At 67.9% G+C, this 14,596-nt stretch carries 9 protein-coding genes; 5 read left to right on the top strand and 4 right to left on the bottom strand.

The genetic code is table 11. The features are described 5' to 3' along the window. Positions 1-94 precede the first annotated feature (94 nt). The 4 genes from BO221_RS07315 (at position 95) to BO221_RS07300 (ending at position 4,356) form a co-directional block, all read left to right on the top strand. A complete protein-coding gene (locus BO221_RS07315; RefSeq protein WP_073559666.1) occupies positions 95-883 on the top strand; it encodes a WecB/TagA/CpsF family glycosyltransferase in 789 nt (262 codons plus the stop codon). 69 nt (positions 884-952) lie between these two features. Continuing rightward, positions 953-2,077, top strand: coding sequence for an acyltransferase (locus BO221_RS07310; protein ID WP_073560248.1), 1,125 nt, complete (start codon positions 953-955; stop codon positions 2,075-2,077). A 22-nt stretch (positions 2,078-2,099) separates the two neighbouring features. Beyond that, a complete protein-coding gene (locus BO221_RS07305; RefSeq protein WP_073559664.1) occupies positions 2,100-3,380 on the top strand; it encodes a carbamoyl-phosphate synthase in 1,281 nt (426 codons plus the stop codon). A 109-nt stretch (positions 3,381-3,489) separates the two neighbouring features. Next, positions 3,490-4,356 carry a fatty acid desaturase gene (locus BO221_RS07300; protein ID WP_073559662.1) on the top strand — a complete coding sequence of 289 codons (867 nt, stop codon included), beginning with the start codon at positions 3,490-3,492 and terminating at the stop codon, positions 4,354-4,356. 68 nt (positions 4,357-4,424) lie between these two features. Here the strand turns inward: BO221_RS07300 and BO221_RS07295 are convergent, their stop codons facing one another. The 4 genes from BO221_RS07295 to BO221_RS07280 form a co-directional block, all read right to left on the bottom strand. After that, positions 4,425-4,829, bottom strand: a complete 405-nt coding sequence (locus tag BO221_RS07295) for a hypothetical protein (protein ID WP_073559661.1) — start codon at positions 4,827-4,829, stop codon at positions 4,425-4,427. Positions 4,830-4,973: 144 nt separating this feature from the next. Further along, a complete protein-coding gene (locus BO221_RS07290) occupies positions 4,974-6,293 on the bottom strand; it encodes an SPFH domain-containing protein (protein ID WP_083680823.1) in 1,320 nt (439 codons plus the stop codon). Continuing rightward, the gene (locus tag BO221_RS07285; RefSeq protein WP_073559659.1) at positions 6,290-7,804 is read right to left on the bottom strand and encodes an SPFH domain-containing protein; all 1,515 of its coding nucleotides are present in this window, start codon (positions 7,802-7,804) and stop codon (positions 6,290-6,292) included. Before BO221_RS07285 ends, BO221_RS07290 begins: the two co-directional genes overlap by 4 nt. 166 nt (positions 7,805-7,970) lie before the next feature. Further along, positions 7,971-9,020: a catalase gene (locus BO221_RS07280; RefSeq protein ID WP_143195319.1), complete on the bottom strand. Its 1,050-nt coding sequence runs from the start codon at positions 9,018-9,020 to the stop codon at positions 7,971-7,973. Positions 9,021-9,191: 171 nt separating this feature from the next. Here BO221_RS07280 and BO221_RS07275 point away from each other — a divergent pair, with 171 nt between their 5' ends. Next, the gene (locus tag BO221_RS07275; RefSeq protein WP_073559656.1) at positions 9,192-14,561 is read left to right on the top strand and encodes an ATP-binding sensor histidine kinase; all 5,370 of its coding nucleotides are present in this window, start codon (positions 9,192-9,194) and stop codon (positions 14,559-14,561) included. The last annotated feature ends 35 nt before the right edge of the window (positions 14,562-14,596 follow it).

The raw sequence follows: 14,596 nt of genomic DNA, 5'->3' as shown, positions 1-14,596 counted from the left end.
CCCGTCACCCGGCGCGGGTCCGGACCGAACCCCCCGTCAAGCCGTTCCGGTACCCGCCCGGGTCCACTATCCTCTCGCCCCCTCAGGAGGACGCATGGCGAGCCAGGAGCCCACGAAGTCCGAGCGCGCGCACAACTTCATGGCGCTGATGAACCGACTTCACATCATCGACGACGAGGCGGCCGAGCAGGCGCTGCTCGACGAGCTCTCCCGCCCCACCCGTCCCTTCATCCTCTCCTTCCTCAACGCGCACGCGGTGAACCTGGGGTGGAATCAACCAGGCATGCTGGAAGGGCTGCTGCGCTCGGACATGGTGTTGCGAGACGGCATCGGGGTGAAGCTGGGGCTGAAGGCCTTCCAGCGGCCGTTCGGGCTGAACATGAACGGCACGGACTTCATCCCCAAGGTGGCGCGCACCTTCAAGGGCCGGAAGGTGGCGCTCTTCGGGACGCGCTCGCCGTGGTTGGACAACGCGCGGCGCACGCTCGAGGGGTGGGGGCTGAACGTGGTGGCGAGCCAGGAGGGGTTCGACCCGCCGGAGACGTACCTGCGGCTGGCGGCGGAGACGAAGCCGGACCTCATCATCATGGCGATGGGCATGCCCAAGCAGGAGGAGGTGTCGGTGAAGCTGCGCGAGGCGCTCACGCACCCGGTGCTCATCGTGAATGGGGGCGCCATCCTGGACTACATCGGCGGCAAGGTGCCGAGGGCGCCGGTGGTGATGCGCAAGGTGGGGATGGAGTGGCTGTTCCGGCTGGCGGTGGAGCCCAAGCGGCTCTTCAGCCGGTACGTGCTGGGCATCCCCATCTACTTCGCGCACGTGGCCGAGGTGCGGCGCTCGGGGGAGACGGGAGAGCCGCCGGGCGGGCGAGCGGTGCGCTAGCGGCAAGGCCGGGGCGCGTTCTGCGCACCCTTGTCGTGGGCGGGGAATTCTGCGTTGCTGAAGGCGCGCATGGAATCCGCCCAGACCGCCCATCAAGCCTTTCTCCGCACCAAGACCTTCGGAGCCCTGGACGGGCTGCGAGCCCTCGCCATCTTCGCGGTGGTGCTCTACCACGTGCTGGAGGCGCGCGAGGGGCTGGTGGGCCGTTTCTACCTGAGCGTCTCGCTCTTCTTCGCCATCAGCGGATTCTTGATTACGACGCTGCTGCTGCGCGAGCGCGCCCAGACGGGGACCATCTCGCTCAAGGGGTTCTACGCGAGGCGCTCGCTGCGCATCTTCCCGCTCTACTACGCGGTGACGGCGCTCTACATCGTGCTCGTCTCGCTCTTCGAGACGGACCAGGTGGTGCGCGGGGCCTTCTTCGACAACGTGAAGTACTACCTCACGTACACGTCGAACTGGTTCATCAACCTGGAAGAGGGGCGCATCATCTTCTACTTCGCGTGGTCCATGGCCACCGAGGAGCAGTTCTACCTGCTGTGGCCCTTCGTGGTGCGCTACTTCAAGAGCACGTGGGGCCCGGTGGTGTTCATGTCGGGGATGCTGGCGGTGGGCATCTTCATGGGCTGGGCGACGAAGACGGGCTTCCTGGACACGCGGCACCTGTGGGTGCGGATTCTGGCGAGCATCTCCATCTCGGTGTGCATGGGCTGTCTGTCGGCGTACCTGGTGCACTTCCCCAAGCCCTTCGCGTGGACGTGGAAGGTGCTGGGGCAGGTGTGGAGCGTGCCGGTGATGGTGGTGTTGGTGTTCTTCGCCATCTACAACTACAACACGCCGCTGTGGGTGTCCTCGCTGCTGCTGACGCTGATGGTGCTGGCGATGTGCATCCGGCCGAACCACGTGCTGGCGCCGCTGATCGACCACAAGTGGCTGCGCTACGTGGGCTCCATCACGTACGGCATCTACCTGATGCACATGATTTCGCTGAACATCGTGCGCCGGGTGGTGCCGCACAACCTGCCGCTGTACTACGTGCTGACGCTGGCGCTGAGCATCATCTTCGCGACGCTGAGCTACCGCTACTTCGAGAAGCCGTTCCTGAAGCTGAAGGACCGTTTCGACTGGCGCTCGAAGAAGCCGGTGGCCGAGGCGCCGCAGCCGGTGGTGAGCACGCCGGTGAACCCGGGCTGAGAGACACGAGGAAGCCGACACCATGACGACGCAGTCCCGTCCCCCCATCCTGCTGACGATGGCCGACTACTACGGCACGCTGGCCGCGGTGCGCAGCCTGGGCCGTTTGGGGATACCGGTCACCGTGGCCGAGTCCAAGCTGCTGGCGCCGGCGCGCTGGAGCCGCTACGTGACGAGGCGGGTGGAGTGCCCGGACGTGGGTGACTCGGACGCCTTCCTGGAGTGGCTGATGCGCTTCGGCGAGGCGGAGCCGGGGCACGTGCTCTACCCGACGAGTGATGACATGGCGTGGCTGTTCGCCCTGCACCGCGAGGAGCTGGGCCAGCACTTCCGGATGTACCAGCCGGGGGTGGACGTCATCTACGGGCTGCTGAACAAGAAGCGGCTCCACGATTTGTGCAAGGACGTGGGGCTGGACGTGCCGGACACGTGGTTCCCGGAGGGCGAGGGGGACCTGGAGAAGGTGGCGGCCGAGGCGCGCTTCCCGGTGCTGCTCAAGCCGCAGACGCAGATCCTGTTCGAGAGCCACGTGAAGGGCTCGCAGGTGGAGCGCGCGAGCGAGCTGTTGCCGCGCTACCGGGAGTTCCTGGAGCGCAACCGGTACGGGCGGAAGCTGCTGGATTACGACGCGAAGGCGAACCGGCCGATGGTGCAGGCCTTCTACACGGAGGCGGCGCAGAACATCTTCAGCCTGAGCGGCTTCGTGGACCGGACGGGCGAGCTGTTCGTGGCGCGAGGGGCACTGAAGGTGCTGCAGCGGCCGCGCAAGCTGGGCATTGGCCTGTGCTTCGAGGAAGTGCCGGTGGAGCCGGAGCTGGCGGAGAAGGTGCGGGCGCTGTGCATGAAGCTGGGCTACCACGGCACGTTCGAGGTGGAGTTCATCCGGGCGGGCGGGAAGCAGCTTCTCATCGACTTCAACCCGCGCTTCTACAGCCAGATGGGGTTCGATATTGCCCGGGGGAGCCCGCTGCCGCTGTTCGTGTACGAGGCGGCGTGTGGGCACGAGGACCGGTTGGGCGAGGTGGCGCGGGAGGCGTTGGGGTGGAAGGGGGCGGGTCAGTACATCTACTGCCACCGGGGCATCTTCGAGCTGCTGTTGAGGGCGCAGGGGTTGTCGGGGAGGCTGAGCTCGGACGAGGTGAAGCAGTGGCGCGAGTGGTACGCGCGCAACCGGGAGAGGGCGGTGGACGCGGTCATCGACACGGGGGACTGGGTGCCGTGGATGGTGGACGTGGCCATGCACCTGCGCTCGTACGCGAGGCACCCCAAGGGCTTCATCCGGACGATGGTGCTGGACCGGTAGGGCCACGCGTCAGGGGGGCGGCGTGCGGTCTTCGGGGGGGCCATCCCGGGGAGTGGGTTCGTTCTGTATACTGGAGAACCCCCCTGCCCTGCCCCTGTTTACACCGCGCATGACCCTGTTCCGACACCCCGAAGACCGAATCCCCGTCCTGTTGTTCCTGTGTGTGTTCGCGCTCGACCTGACCGTGTACTTCACGGCGAGCAGCTGGTGGCTGCCCGTGCTGTGGCTCGGTGTGATGGCCATTCCGAAGGGGTGGATCAGCGCGTGGAACCACCACCACCAGCACCTGAACATGTTCCGCCACGCGCCGCTCAACCGGCTGCTGGAGGTCGTGTTCGGCTTCCAGACGGGCATCATCTCGCACGCGTGGTTCCTGCACCACGTGGTGGGCCACCATCTGAACTACCTGGACCAGGAGAAGGACGAGTCGCGCTGGAAGCGCGATGACGGCACCACCATGGGTGAAGTGGAGTACTCACTCAAGACGGCGCTGACGGCCTACCCGCGGGCCTACAAGGTGGGGCTCCGCTACCCCAAGGCGCTGCGCGTCTTCCTGGCCATGGGCGTGCTGCAACTCGCGCTGCTCGGCGTGCTGTTCTGGCACAACTGGTACAACGCGCTGTTCGTCTTCCTGCTGCCCATGTGCCTGTCGCTCTATCTCACCGTCTGGGCCACGTACTTCCACCACGTGGGGCTGGAGACGAAGGAGCACGCCGAGGCCTCGTACAACATCCTCCACCGGGGCTACAACCTGATGACGGGCAACCTCGGCTACCACGTCGCGCACCACGCGAAGCAGGGGCTGCACTGGTCGAAGCTGCCGCAGCTGCATGCGCAGATGGCGAAGGACATCCCCGCGACCCTCTACCGCCAGCCGGGCATTCCCTTCGTGTGGAGCGGCTCGGAGGAGAAGCTGGAGCTGAACGACGAGCAGGTGGCGGCGGCGCTCGCCCGGGTCCGGCCCGCGGGCTCCTGAGTCCGGACACCAGAAGTGGAGTGGCACACGGAGGGGCTCGCGGTGGACGCGGGCCCCTCTGCTTTTCCTCAGGAGGCGCTCACGGTGCGCGGCCGCCGGATGCGGCGCGTGAGGAGGAAGCTGGCGGTGAGGATCGCCGGCAACAGCGCCTGGAGGGGCACCAGCCACTGGTAGGCCAGGAATTTCCCCGTGGGCAGCTCCTCGCGAATCGCCGGCCCGACGAAGGGGTCATAGAGATCATCCTGGAAGCGCAGCCCAGCCCAGACACACGAGAGTACCCCGGCGAGCAGGACGGGGATCCACCGGGGCCGCCGCGCCAGGAGCGTGCAGGCCAGGGCCACGATGCCGGTGGCGAGGATGAAATGGGGCTCCCAGGGGAGCGGCACCTTGTCCATGACCTCGGCCCGCGCCAGAGACGGAAGCGTGACGGCTCCGAGGGCCAGCAGCGAGGGCAGGGCGTGCCGTGGGCTCATGTGTCAGACGGTAGCACGTGGCCATCTCGGCTTCCGCGCCGCGACTGATGCCATGTCAGCCTCCTGGTCACGCCCCGTATGAACTTGTCCAACTGTTGGACAAGTTTGGAGAGACCGGGCCCGGCGCGCTCCGCTTCGGAGGGCTCAGTGCCCGGAGCCCAGGCCCTGCCCATCCGCATGGCCGTTGGCGTGTCCGTCGGCCTGCCCGTCCTCGTGCCCGTTGCCCAGGCCGAGTCTGTTCGTGCCAATCATCTTGGGCAGCATCTGGGCCAGCACGAGGGTGGAGAGCGCGGACTGCTCGCCGCCGCCGCTGCGCACGACGACGGGGCGCGGGGCGTGGCGCATGAGGGACTCGGCCACCTTCAGCCGCCGCAGCGCGAGCTGGTACTGCAGCACGGCCCGGTTGTCCTGATACGACCTGCCGAGGTGTTGCAGCCCGCGCGCCTCGTTCTCGGCCTCCTTGAGGGTGGCCCGGCCGCGCGCCTCGATTTCCCACCGCACGCGCTGTGCCTCGGTCTCCTTCTCCTGGAGCATCCGCGCCACGTCCTCGCGGGCCTTGTTGGTGGCGGCCTTGACCTCGACGAGCCGCGCATCGCGCACCTTCTTCGCGCGCTCTATCTCCATGAGCAGGCTGTCGGCGCGCTGCTTGCGGATGAGCTCCCAGCCGCGGGCGTAGGCTTCCAGCTCCTTGGCGACCTTCTCCCGGGTGGCCAGGTGCTCCTGGTACTGGTCGGGCAGCTGCACGTCGGGGATGTTCGCGCCGAGGATGCGCACGCCGTACCGGGACATCTGCCGGTTGAGATAGGTCTGCATGTCGCCCACGTCGCTGCCGCGCAAATCGTAGGCGCGCTCGGTCTGCACCTGCCGGCTGCGCTGGCGGATGGCGTCCTGCACGGCGCTGCTGAGCACCATGTCGAAGTTGCTCGCGCCGATGTGGCGCACGAAGGCGACGGGATCCTCGATGCGGAACTTGAGGAAGAACTCGATGGCCTTGAGCGGCACGTTCTCCTTGGTGGGGCAGGCCACCACGGGCGCGGTGTAGGGCACCTCCGTCGAGGTATCCACCACGGCCTCGACCTTCTCCCACGGCCACCAGAGGTAGTGCCGCCCCGGCGTCAGCGTGCCCACGATTTCGCCGTAGCGGGACAGGATGCCCGTGGTGCCTTGTTCAATCTCCACGATGGAGCCGCGCCACAGCCACAGCAGCGCGAGCACGAGCGAGCCGAAGGCTCCCAGTCCCGCCAGTGCGCGGACGAACCCGAGGTCCGCGAAGAGGGCGATGCCCGCGAGGTAGAAGGCCAGCGCGGCGAACAGCAGCCAACCGTAGCGGCGCCGGTCCTTGGGGATGACGACGGGGACGACCTGGCCCTCCTCGCCCGAGCGCAGCAACTGGCGGATGCGGCCCCAGGTGGCGACGGCCTCCTTGATCTTCGAGAACTCCTGACGCTTCACCGGGGCGCTCATGCCGGACCTCCCGGAGCCGCCTCGTCCGAGGGGGCTCCCGCTGCCATTTCCCGCAACTGCTGCTCACGCGCCTGGATGCGCGCCTGGATGTCCCGGGTGCGAGCGCGGATGCTCTGGATGTCCGCCTCGCTGTAGAGCGCCTGGTCGGAGATGCCGAGCATGTGCCGCGCCGTCTCCAGGTAGTCGATGCGCTGGTCCTCCTCCACGCCGATGTCGATGATCTGCGGCAGGTGCGCGGACACGGCCTCGAGCCGGTCGAGCACGTCCTGCTGGAAGCGGTACTGGAGGATTTCCGGGTACGAGGCGCTGCTGACGGCGCGGATGTCGAGCGCCTGGGCTTCCAACAGGGCGGCGTTGGCCTTGGCGGCGCTCTCGGCCTCGCTCAGGAGCTGGCGCGCGTAGGCGTTGGCGCGGTGGACTTCCTTCTCCCGCGCGGTGTCGATCTGCGCCTGGTAGGTGGCGATCTCCGCGCGGATGGCGGACAGCGTCTCGTGGAGCGAGGCGAGCTCGCGGTTGAGGTCACCCTCGTCCTGCTCCTTGCGCAGCTTGAGCTCGTACTGCCAGGTGTAGGCCTCCTTGGCCACGCGGACCATTTCGGGCGCGGCGAGGTCCATGCGGTAACCCTGGCTGGAGGGCTCGGCGTGGGTGATGTTGGCGTTGACGAAGCGCACGGCGGGGAGGAATTGCTGGTTGAGGCTCTCCAGCATCGCCTGGGTGCTCTCGCCGATGAGGTCGTAGATGTCCTCGGCCTTCTGCTCGTAGATGAGGGCGCGGGTGACCTCGCTGATGGCGTTCTGGAGCTTCTCGGAGAAGCCGTTGGCGCCGCCGAGGGCGAAGATGAACTGGGCGGGGTCCTCTATCTTGAACTGGAGGAACAGGTCCACCGAGGCGTTGACGCGCTCGGCGGTGGGGGCCTCGCGGATGGGGGCGTTGTAGGGGTACTCGCGCGTGGTGTTGATGATGTAGCTGACGCGCTTCCACGGATTGAGCAGGGTTTTACGGCCCGGTCCGGCGATCTCCTCCAGCTTGCCGAAGCGGGTGATGAGGGCCTGGCAGCCGTCGGGCACCTTGACGAAGCTGTTGCGCCACAGGCTGAAGGCCGCGTAGCCGAGCACCACCAGCCAGTAGTGGGGCCCGAAGAGCACCGTGGAGAGATTGCCGAAGCCGGGCAGGCCCCCGAGGGCCGAGGTCAACCCCGCGCCCGTCAATCCGAGCACCACCAGCCCCAGCACGATGGCGGCCCAGAGATAGGAGCGGTGGTCCTTGGGGATGACGACGGGGGAGATGACGTTGGTGTACTGGCCCGAGTTGGCGTCGCGCTGGGGAAAGCTGCGGTTGACGATCTCCGCGGAGTCCTCGAGCGCGGCGCTCATCTGCTCGATGCGGGTGCCGGCCGCTTCACCGCGCTCGCGGGCGGAGAGGAAGTCGGCGGCGTCGATGCGGAACTGTTCGATCTCCTTGCTCCGGGCCAGCTTCTGGACGGTGTCCACGGTGTCCTGCCATCTGCCCATGCCATCCCCCTGCGTGCCTCGCTGGCGCCGAAGGTAGCGGCGCCATCACACACGGACAGGGAGCGAGCGGGCATGGCGCCCACTGTTGAGCAGAGCGAGGGGGCAAGGGTGCCCCGCTCAACGATGGTCACGTCCCGAGGGGTGGGGCAGGCGAGGAGGCGCCAGGTCAGCCCCGCACGGTCTCCGGCCGCTCTCCCGGCTCCGCTTCCCGGGGACCCCAGGCCTTGGTGAGGTAGACCCGGAACTCCTTCACCACGCTCGACCGGGCCCGCATGTAATTGAGCGAGTTGTAGTCGCCCATGTGCTCGGAGGGCAGGAGGCCGAGCGAGGGCGGGTGGTGGAACAGCGAGAAGCGCATCTGGTTCCCCTCCGCGCGCGGGAGGATGGACTCGAGCTCCACCGTGGCGAGGTCCATATAGGGATGGGTGGCCTCGTCCCAGGCGACGTTGCAGTTGAGGATCTCCGGGCTGTCGTCCGGCTGGGGCGTGTGGAGTTGAATCTGCAGCACGTAGTGGACGGGGCCGCGAGCGAGCCGGTCGACGAGCTCCTGGCGGAGGTAGTCGGGGGCGCGGGTCTCACCGGGCTCCAGCGCCTCCTTCCAGCGGTTGCGCAGCTCGTCCTTCGTCATGAGGCCCGTCTCGGGGCCGCCGTCCGCGGGAACCAGGCGGTACTTGGCGTAGCGCAGCACCCCGTCCTTGCCGACGAAGCGCGTGGCCGTCTGCGAGTGGTAGTACATCTGTGCGAACGAGGCCGGGTACTTGCGGATGCCGTCCTCGGCGGCGAGCAGTCCGCGCGGGTACTTGTCGTAGTAATTCCAGTACGCGAGCTCGTTGACGCGGTGGCGCCGCTGCTGGGCGAACTCGGCGAAGTTCCGTGCCGTCCAGAACAGCGAGATGGTGCCGGTGTTCAGCTCGAGGTCCAGGGGGCTATCGTAATCACTGTCCGCGAACTTCAGTGACGCGGCGCGTACCTGGATGATGGTGTCGTCCTCGTAGGACGCCGAGGCGTGCCGGACGCGGCATTTGAACTCGCGGCCGGGCTGGAAGAAATCGTGCTCGGGGAAGGCGGGCGTCTTCGTGATGCGGATGCGCCCCCGCGCGGTGATTCCACTGTTGTGGGACATCCGCTCGCGCTTCAGGGAGAACACCAGGCACAGCGCCCAGGCCCATGAGTATGAGAACAGCCAGAGCTGCGCCTTTTTCAAAACACTGGTCATGTCAATGATGTCTTTGCCTTCTAAACCAACGGGCGGGGGACTGTAAGAAGGAGAACATTTTCACGCAAGCCAGGTGCCCGGGCAGGCACGAGGAGCAGCCATGGAGCCGGGTCGTTGCTTGGGATACCGACTCGATTTCAGAGGCCCGGCGGTACGCGGGGACGGTGGAACATGAAGAGCCATGTGATTGCGGGATACGGCCTGCGGGAGAAGCTCTTCGAGAGTCGTCACTCCCTCATCTACCGGGCCGTGCGTGAGGCGGACGGCCACCCGGTGGTGCTCAAGCTGGTCCACGCGGAGTATCCGGCGAGCGAGCAGCTCGCACGCTTCCGGTATGAGTTCCGGATGACGCGCCAGGCGCGCGGCGAGGGGGTCATCGAGGCACTCGGGCTGGAGGAGTTCCGGCATGGCGTGGCGCTCGTGCTCGAGGACTTCGGTGGCCGGCCCCTGTCGGAGTTGCTCGCCGCCGGGCCGCTGGGACCGAGGCGCTTCCTGGACCTGGCCGCGCGGCTGGCGGAGGCGCTTGGGGGCGTGCATCAGCGGCGCATCATCCACAAGGACATCAACCCCTCGAACATCCTCTACAACCCGGACTCGGACACGCTGAAGCTGATTGATTTCGGCATCTCCACCGAGCTGTCGCGCGAGGTGCCGGCGCAGGTGGGGCCGCGGGTGCTGGAGGGGACGCTGGCGTACATCTCGCCCGAGCAGACGGGACGGATGAACCGGGCCCTCGACTATCGGACGGACCTGTATTCACTGGGCGTCACGCTGTACCAGCTGGCGACGGGGCGGCTGCCCTTCACGGCGGCGGACCCGATGGGGCTGGTGCATGCGCACATCGCCCAGGTGCCGGTGCCGCCGCACGAGCTGGTCCCCTCGGTGCCGGCGGTGGTGTCGGACATCATCCTGCGGCTGTTGGCCAAACGCGCCGAGGATCGCTACCAGAGCGCCTTCACGCTCCGGGCGGACCTGGAGCGGTGCCTGGAGCGCCTGGGCCCAGGGGGCGCCATCGCCGCGTTCCCCATTGGTGGCAACGACGTGCCGGACGTGCTGCGGCTGCCGCAGCGGCTGCATGGCCGCGAGCGTGAGACCCAATCACTGCTCGAGGCCTTCGAGCGCGTCGCGAGCGGGGGCAAGGAATTGCTGCTGGTGGCGGGCTACTCGGGCATCGGCAAGAGCGCGCTGGTGCACGAGCTGCACAGGCCCATCGTCGAGCGGCGGGGCTATTTCATCTCGGGCAAGTTCGACCAGTTCAACCGCAACATCCCCTATGCCTCGCTCATCCAGGCGGTGCAGGAGCTGGTGAGGCAGCTGCTCACCGAGCCCGCGGAGGAGCTGGTCCGGTGGAAGGAGCGGCTGCTGGAGGCGGTGGGCGCCAACGGGCAGCTCATCATCGACGTCATCCACGAGGTGGCGCTCGTCATTGGCGAGCAGCCGCCGGTGCCCGAGCTGCCGCCGACGGAGGCGCAGAACCGGTTCAATCTCACCTTCGAGCGCTTCTTCCGGGTGTTCGCGGACGAGTCGCACCCGCTGGCCATCTTCCTGGATGACCTGCAGTGGGCGGACCTGCCGTCGCTGAGGCTGCTGGAGCGGCTGATGACGGACGCGGAGACGCGGCACCTGCTGCTCATGGGCGCCTATCGCGACAACGAGGTGGACGCGGGCCATCCGCTGCTCGTCACCGTGGAGGGGATGCGCGAGCAGGGCGCGACGGTGGGGGAGATATCGCTGGGGCCGCTCGGGCGGGAGCATGTCATCGGGTACCTCGTGGACACGCTGCAGTGCGGGCGGGACGAGGTGGTGACGCTGGCGGAGCTGTGTCTGAAGAAGACGGGGGGCAATCCGTTCTTCCTGGGGCAGTTCCTGCTGTCGCTGCACGAGCGGGGCGAGCTGCGTTACGACACGCGAGCGGGCCGGTGGGAGTGGGATGCCGCGCGCATCTCCCGCATGGAGATGACGGACAACGTGGTGGACCTGATGGCGGGACGTCTCCGCGGTCTGGCCGAGCCGGTGCAGCACACGCTGAGGGTGGCGGCGTGCATCGGCAACGTATTCGAGCTCCAGACGCTCGCGGTGGGCCTGGGTGTGCCCGCCTCCGAGGCCGCCACGGCGCTCTGGCCGGCGCTGAAGGAGGGGCTCGTCCTGCCGCTGGATGGCGCGTACCGGTTCGCCGGTGAAGGGGTGGAGGGCGAGGGCGAGTCCTCCGGCGCCCAGGGCATCACCTACCGGTTCCTGCATGATCGGGTGCAACAGGCGGCCTACTCGCTCATTCCTCCGCCGCTGCGGGGCGCGCTGCACCTGCAGGTGGGCCGGCAACTGCTGCGAGGGGCCAGCGAGGAGGAACGCGAGGAGCGGCTCTTCTCGCTGGTGGGCCACCTCAACGTGGGGTCCTCGCTCATCGAGTCACGGGAGGAGCGGGACGAGCTCGCGGAGTTGAACCTCGTGGCCGCGCGCAAGGCGAAGGCCTCCACCGCGTACGCGGCGGCGATGAGCTATCTCCAGAAGGGCATCGCGCTGTTGGGGGAGGACGGCTTCCAGCGGCGGCACGCGTTGGCGATCGAACTCCACCTGCAAGCGGCCGAGGTGAGCTACCTCAACAAGGAGTTCGACCGCATCGACCTCTACGCGCGCGAGGTCCTGGCGCACGACGCGGACGTGCTGCTGCGGGTGAGGGTGGCGGAGATCCGCATCCAGGCGTTCAACGCGCAGAACAGGCTGGGGGACGCGGTGCGCACCGCGCTGGGGATTCTCGAGGTGCTCGGCGTGCGCTTCCCGGACAAGCCCACCGAGGCGGATCTCCTGGCGGCGGTGGGCGAGCTGGACGCGGCGCTGGCGGGCAGGCCCATCAGCTCGTTGCTGGAGCTGCCGGCGCTGACGGAGCCGGTGAAGGTGGCGGTGCTGCGCATCCTGGCCAAGACGATTCCGACGTCGTACCTGTATGACCCGGGGCTCTTCCCTCTGCTGGCGGTGCGGCAGGTGGCGTACTCGGTGGAGCACGGCAACGCGGGCCCCTCCGCGAGTGGCTATGCCTCCTGGGCCATCATCCTGTGTGGAGCGCTGGGGCGCATCGACGACGGGTACGAGTTCGGCAAGCTCGCCTCGGGGGTGCTCGCGCGCTACGACGCCAGGAACTACGAGGCCCGGACCGAGTACATCGTCTCCTGCTACATCACGCACCACAAGGAGCACGTGCGCGGGAGCGTGCGGGCCTTCAAGGACATCTACCGCACGGGGCTGGAGACGGGAGACCTGGACTTCGCGAGCTACTCGCTCGTGTCCCAGGCCACGCAGCTCTACCTGGGGGGAGTGGAGCTGGAGCAGGTGGAGCAGGTGACGGCGGGCAGCATCCCGGCGCTCGCCCAGCTGCGGCACGAGCCCGCGCTGAACTACACGAAGGCGGTGCGCCAGGTCGTCCTCAACCTGATGGGCCGAGCGGAGGACCCCTGCCGTCTGGTGGGCGAGGCGTATGACGAGGAGGAGATGCTCGCCTTCCACCAGGAGGCGAGGGACTCGTATGGCCTGGGCAGTGCGTACCTGTGGAAGTTGCAGCTGTGCTTCCTGTTCGGCCGCCGCGCCGAGGCGCTGAAGCACGCGGACGCATTGAGGACGCAGCTCAACGGACTGGTGGGCCAGTTCCAGGTGCCCGCCGCGCTGCTGTTCGACTCGCTGGCCGTGCTGGCCAACCACGCGGAGGCCTCGCCCGGGACGCGGGGACTCCTGTTGGAGCGGGTGGAGGGGAACCTGGAGCGGCTGAAGGTCTTCGCCGCGCATGCGCCGATGAACCACGCGCACAAGGACAGCCTGGTGAGGGCGGAGCGGGCGCGTGTGCTGGGCGAGCCGGAGAAGGCGCGGGAGCTGTACTACCAGGCGATGTCCCTGGCCCACGAGAACGAGTACCGGAACGAGGAGGCGCTCGCGGCGGAGCTCTTCTCCGAGTTCGCGGCCAGCCGGGGGGAGCAGGACGTGGCGGGCCTGTTCCTGGAGAAGGCGCACCACCTGTACGAGCTGTGGGGCGCGAAGGCGAAGGTGCAGGAGTTGGAGCGCCGGCACCCGGAGCTCGCCATGGTGGTGACGGCGAGGCACAACGCGCGGCGGATGGACACGCGGCAGACGGACACGGTGAAGGAGCTGGAGAGCGTGGGCTCGGCGCTGGACCTGTTGTCGGTGCTGAAGGCCTCGCAGGCGCTCTCGGGCGAGGTGCACCTGGACGGGCTGCTGAAGAAGTTGATGGGCATCGTGCTGGAGAACGCGGGAGCGCGCCGGGGCCTGTTGATGGTGGAGGGCGAGTCCGCGTTGGGCGTGGTGGCGGGCCCGGGTGGAATCGAGCTGGTGCACGAGCCGGTGGAGCAACGGGAGGACGTGTCACAGGCCATCGTGCGGTACGTGCGCAGGACGCACCAGGCGGTGGTGCTGGGAGACGCGGCGAACAGCGGGGCGTTCATCTCGGACGCGTACGTGGCGAGGCACCGGCCGAAGTCGGTGCTCTGCCAGCCCATCCTCCACCAGAAGAAGCTGGTGGGAATCCTGTACCTGGAGAACGAGCTGGTCTCCAACGCCTTCTCCCCGCAGTTGCGCCAGGTGTTGGAGCTGCTGTCGGCGCAGGCGGCCATCTCCATCGAGAACGCGAAGCTGTACGAGACGCTGGACAGCCGGGTGAAGGTGCGGACGCGGGAGCTTTCCGGCGCGTTGGAGCGGCTCAAGGAGACGCAGCGGCAGCTGGTGGTGCAGGAGAAGCTGGCGTCGCTGGGGATGCTCACCTCGGGCATCGCGCACGAGCTGAAGAATCCGCTCAACTTCGTGAACAACTTCGCGGACCTGTCGGTGAAGCTGGGCGAGGAGCTGGTGCGGGAATTCACCGAGCAGAAGGAGCGGCTGTCTCCGTCCAGCTACGAGTACCTGAGGGAGCTGGTGCAGGACCTGCGGCAGAACGCGGTGAAGATCCACGAGCACGGCAGGCGGGCGGACGGAATCGTGAAGGCGATGCTGCAGCACTCCTCGAGGCCGGGGACGGGGCAGCGGCAGCCGGTGGACGTGAATGGCCTGGTGCGGCAGTACACGGCGCTGGCGCTGCAGGGGAGGGGCGTGGGCGCGGCCAGCGGGGTGAAGCTGGAGACGCACTACGACGAGTCCTTGGGGCAGGCGGAGCTGGTGGCGGACGAGATTGGCCGGGTCATCATCAACCTGCTGGAGAACGCGTTGCACGCGGTGCAGGCGCGCAAGGCCCGGGAGGGGGCGGGGTACACGCCGGTGATTTCGGTCTCGACGCGGTTGGTGGGCGACAGGATGGAGCTGAGGGTGAGGGACAACGGGACGGGGATACCGGCGGCGGTGAGGGAGCGCGTCTTCAGCCCGTTCTTCACGACGAAGGCGCCGGGGAAGGGGACGGGGCTGGGGCTGTCGCTGAGCCACAACATCATCGTGCAGGCGAACGGGGGCACGTTGACATTCGAGTCAGAGGAGGGCCGGTTCACCGAGTTCGTGGTGACGCTGCCTCGGAAGGCCCCACCTCCGGCCTCCACGCCCCAGCGGACGGCCTGAGGTGCCGCTGTCCGTCCCTCTATCAGTTTCCCCCT

The sequence above is a fragment of the Archangium sp. Cb G35 genome, assembly GCF_001896145.1.
GTDB lineage: Bacteria > Myxococcota > Myxococcia > Myxococcales > Myxococcaceae > Archangium > Archangium violaceum.
Note: the sequence above shows the minus strand (reverse complement) of the source record. Positions and strands in the feature narration are given on the sequence as shown.

What these genes read in the sequence shown, in the direction of transcription:
- BO221_RS07315 (WP_073559666.1), top strand. Translation starts at nt 95, where the DNA reads ATGGCGAGCCAGGAGCCCACGAAGTCCGAGCGCGCGCACAACTTCATG.
- BO221_RS07310 (WP_073560248.1), top strand. Translation starts at nt 953, where the DNA reads ATGGAATCCGCCCAGACCGCCCATCAAGCCTTTCTCCGCACCAAGACC.
- BO221_RS07305 (WP_073559664.1), top strand. Translation starts at nt 2,100, where the DNA reads ATGACGACGCAGTCCCGTCCCCCCATCCTGCTGACGATGGCCGACTAC.
- BO221_RS07300 (WP_073559662.1), top strand. Translation starts at nt 3,490, where the DNA reads ATGACCCTGTTCCGACACCCCGAAGACCGAATCCCCGTCCTGTTGTTC.
- BO221_RS07295 (WP_073559661.1), bottom strand. Translation starts at nt 4,829, where the DNA reads ATGAGCCCACGGCACGCCCTGCCCTCGCTGCTGGCCCTCGGAGCCGTC.
- BO221_RS07290 (WP_083680823.1), bottom strand. Translation starts at nt 6,293, where the DNA reads ATGAGCGCCCCGGTGAAGCGTCAGGAGTTCTCGAAGATCAAGGAGGCC.
- BO221_RS07285 (WP_073559659.1), bottom strand. Translation starts at nt 7,804, where the DNA reads ATGGGCAGATGGCAGGACACCGTGGACACCGTCCAGAAGCTGGCCCGG.
- BO221_RS07280 (WP_143195319.1), bottom strand. Translation starts at nt 9,020, where the DNA reads ATGACCAGTGTTTTGAAAAAGGCGCAGCTCTGGCTGTTCTCATACTCA.
- BO221_RS07275 (WP_073559656.1), top strand. Translation starts at nt 9,192, where the DNA reads ATGAAGAGCCATGTGATTGCGGGATACGGCCTGCGGGAGAAGCTCTTC.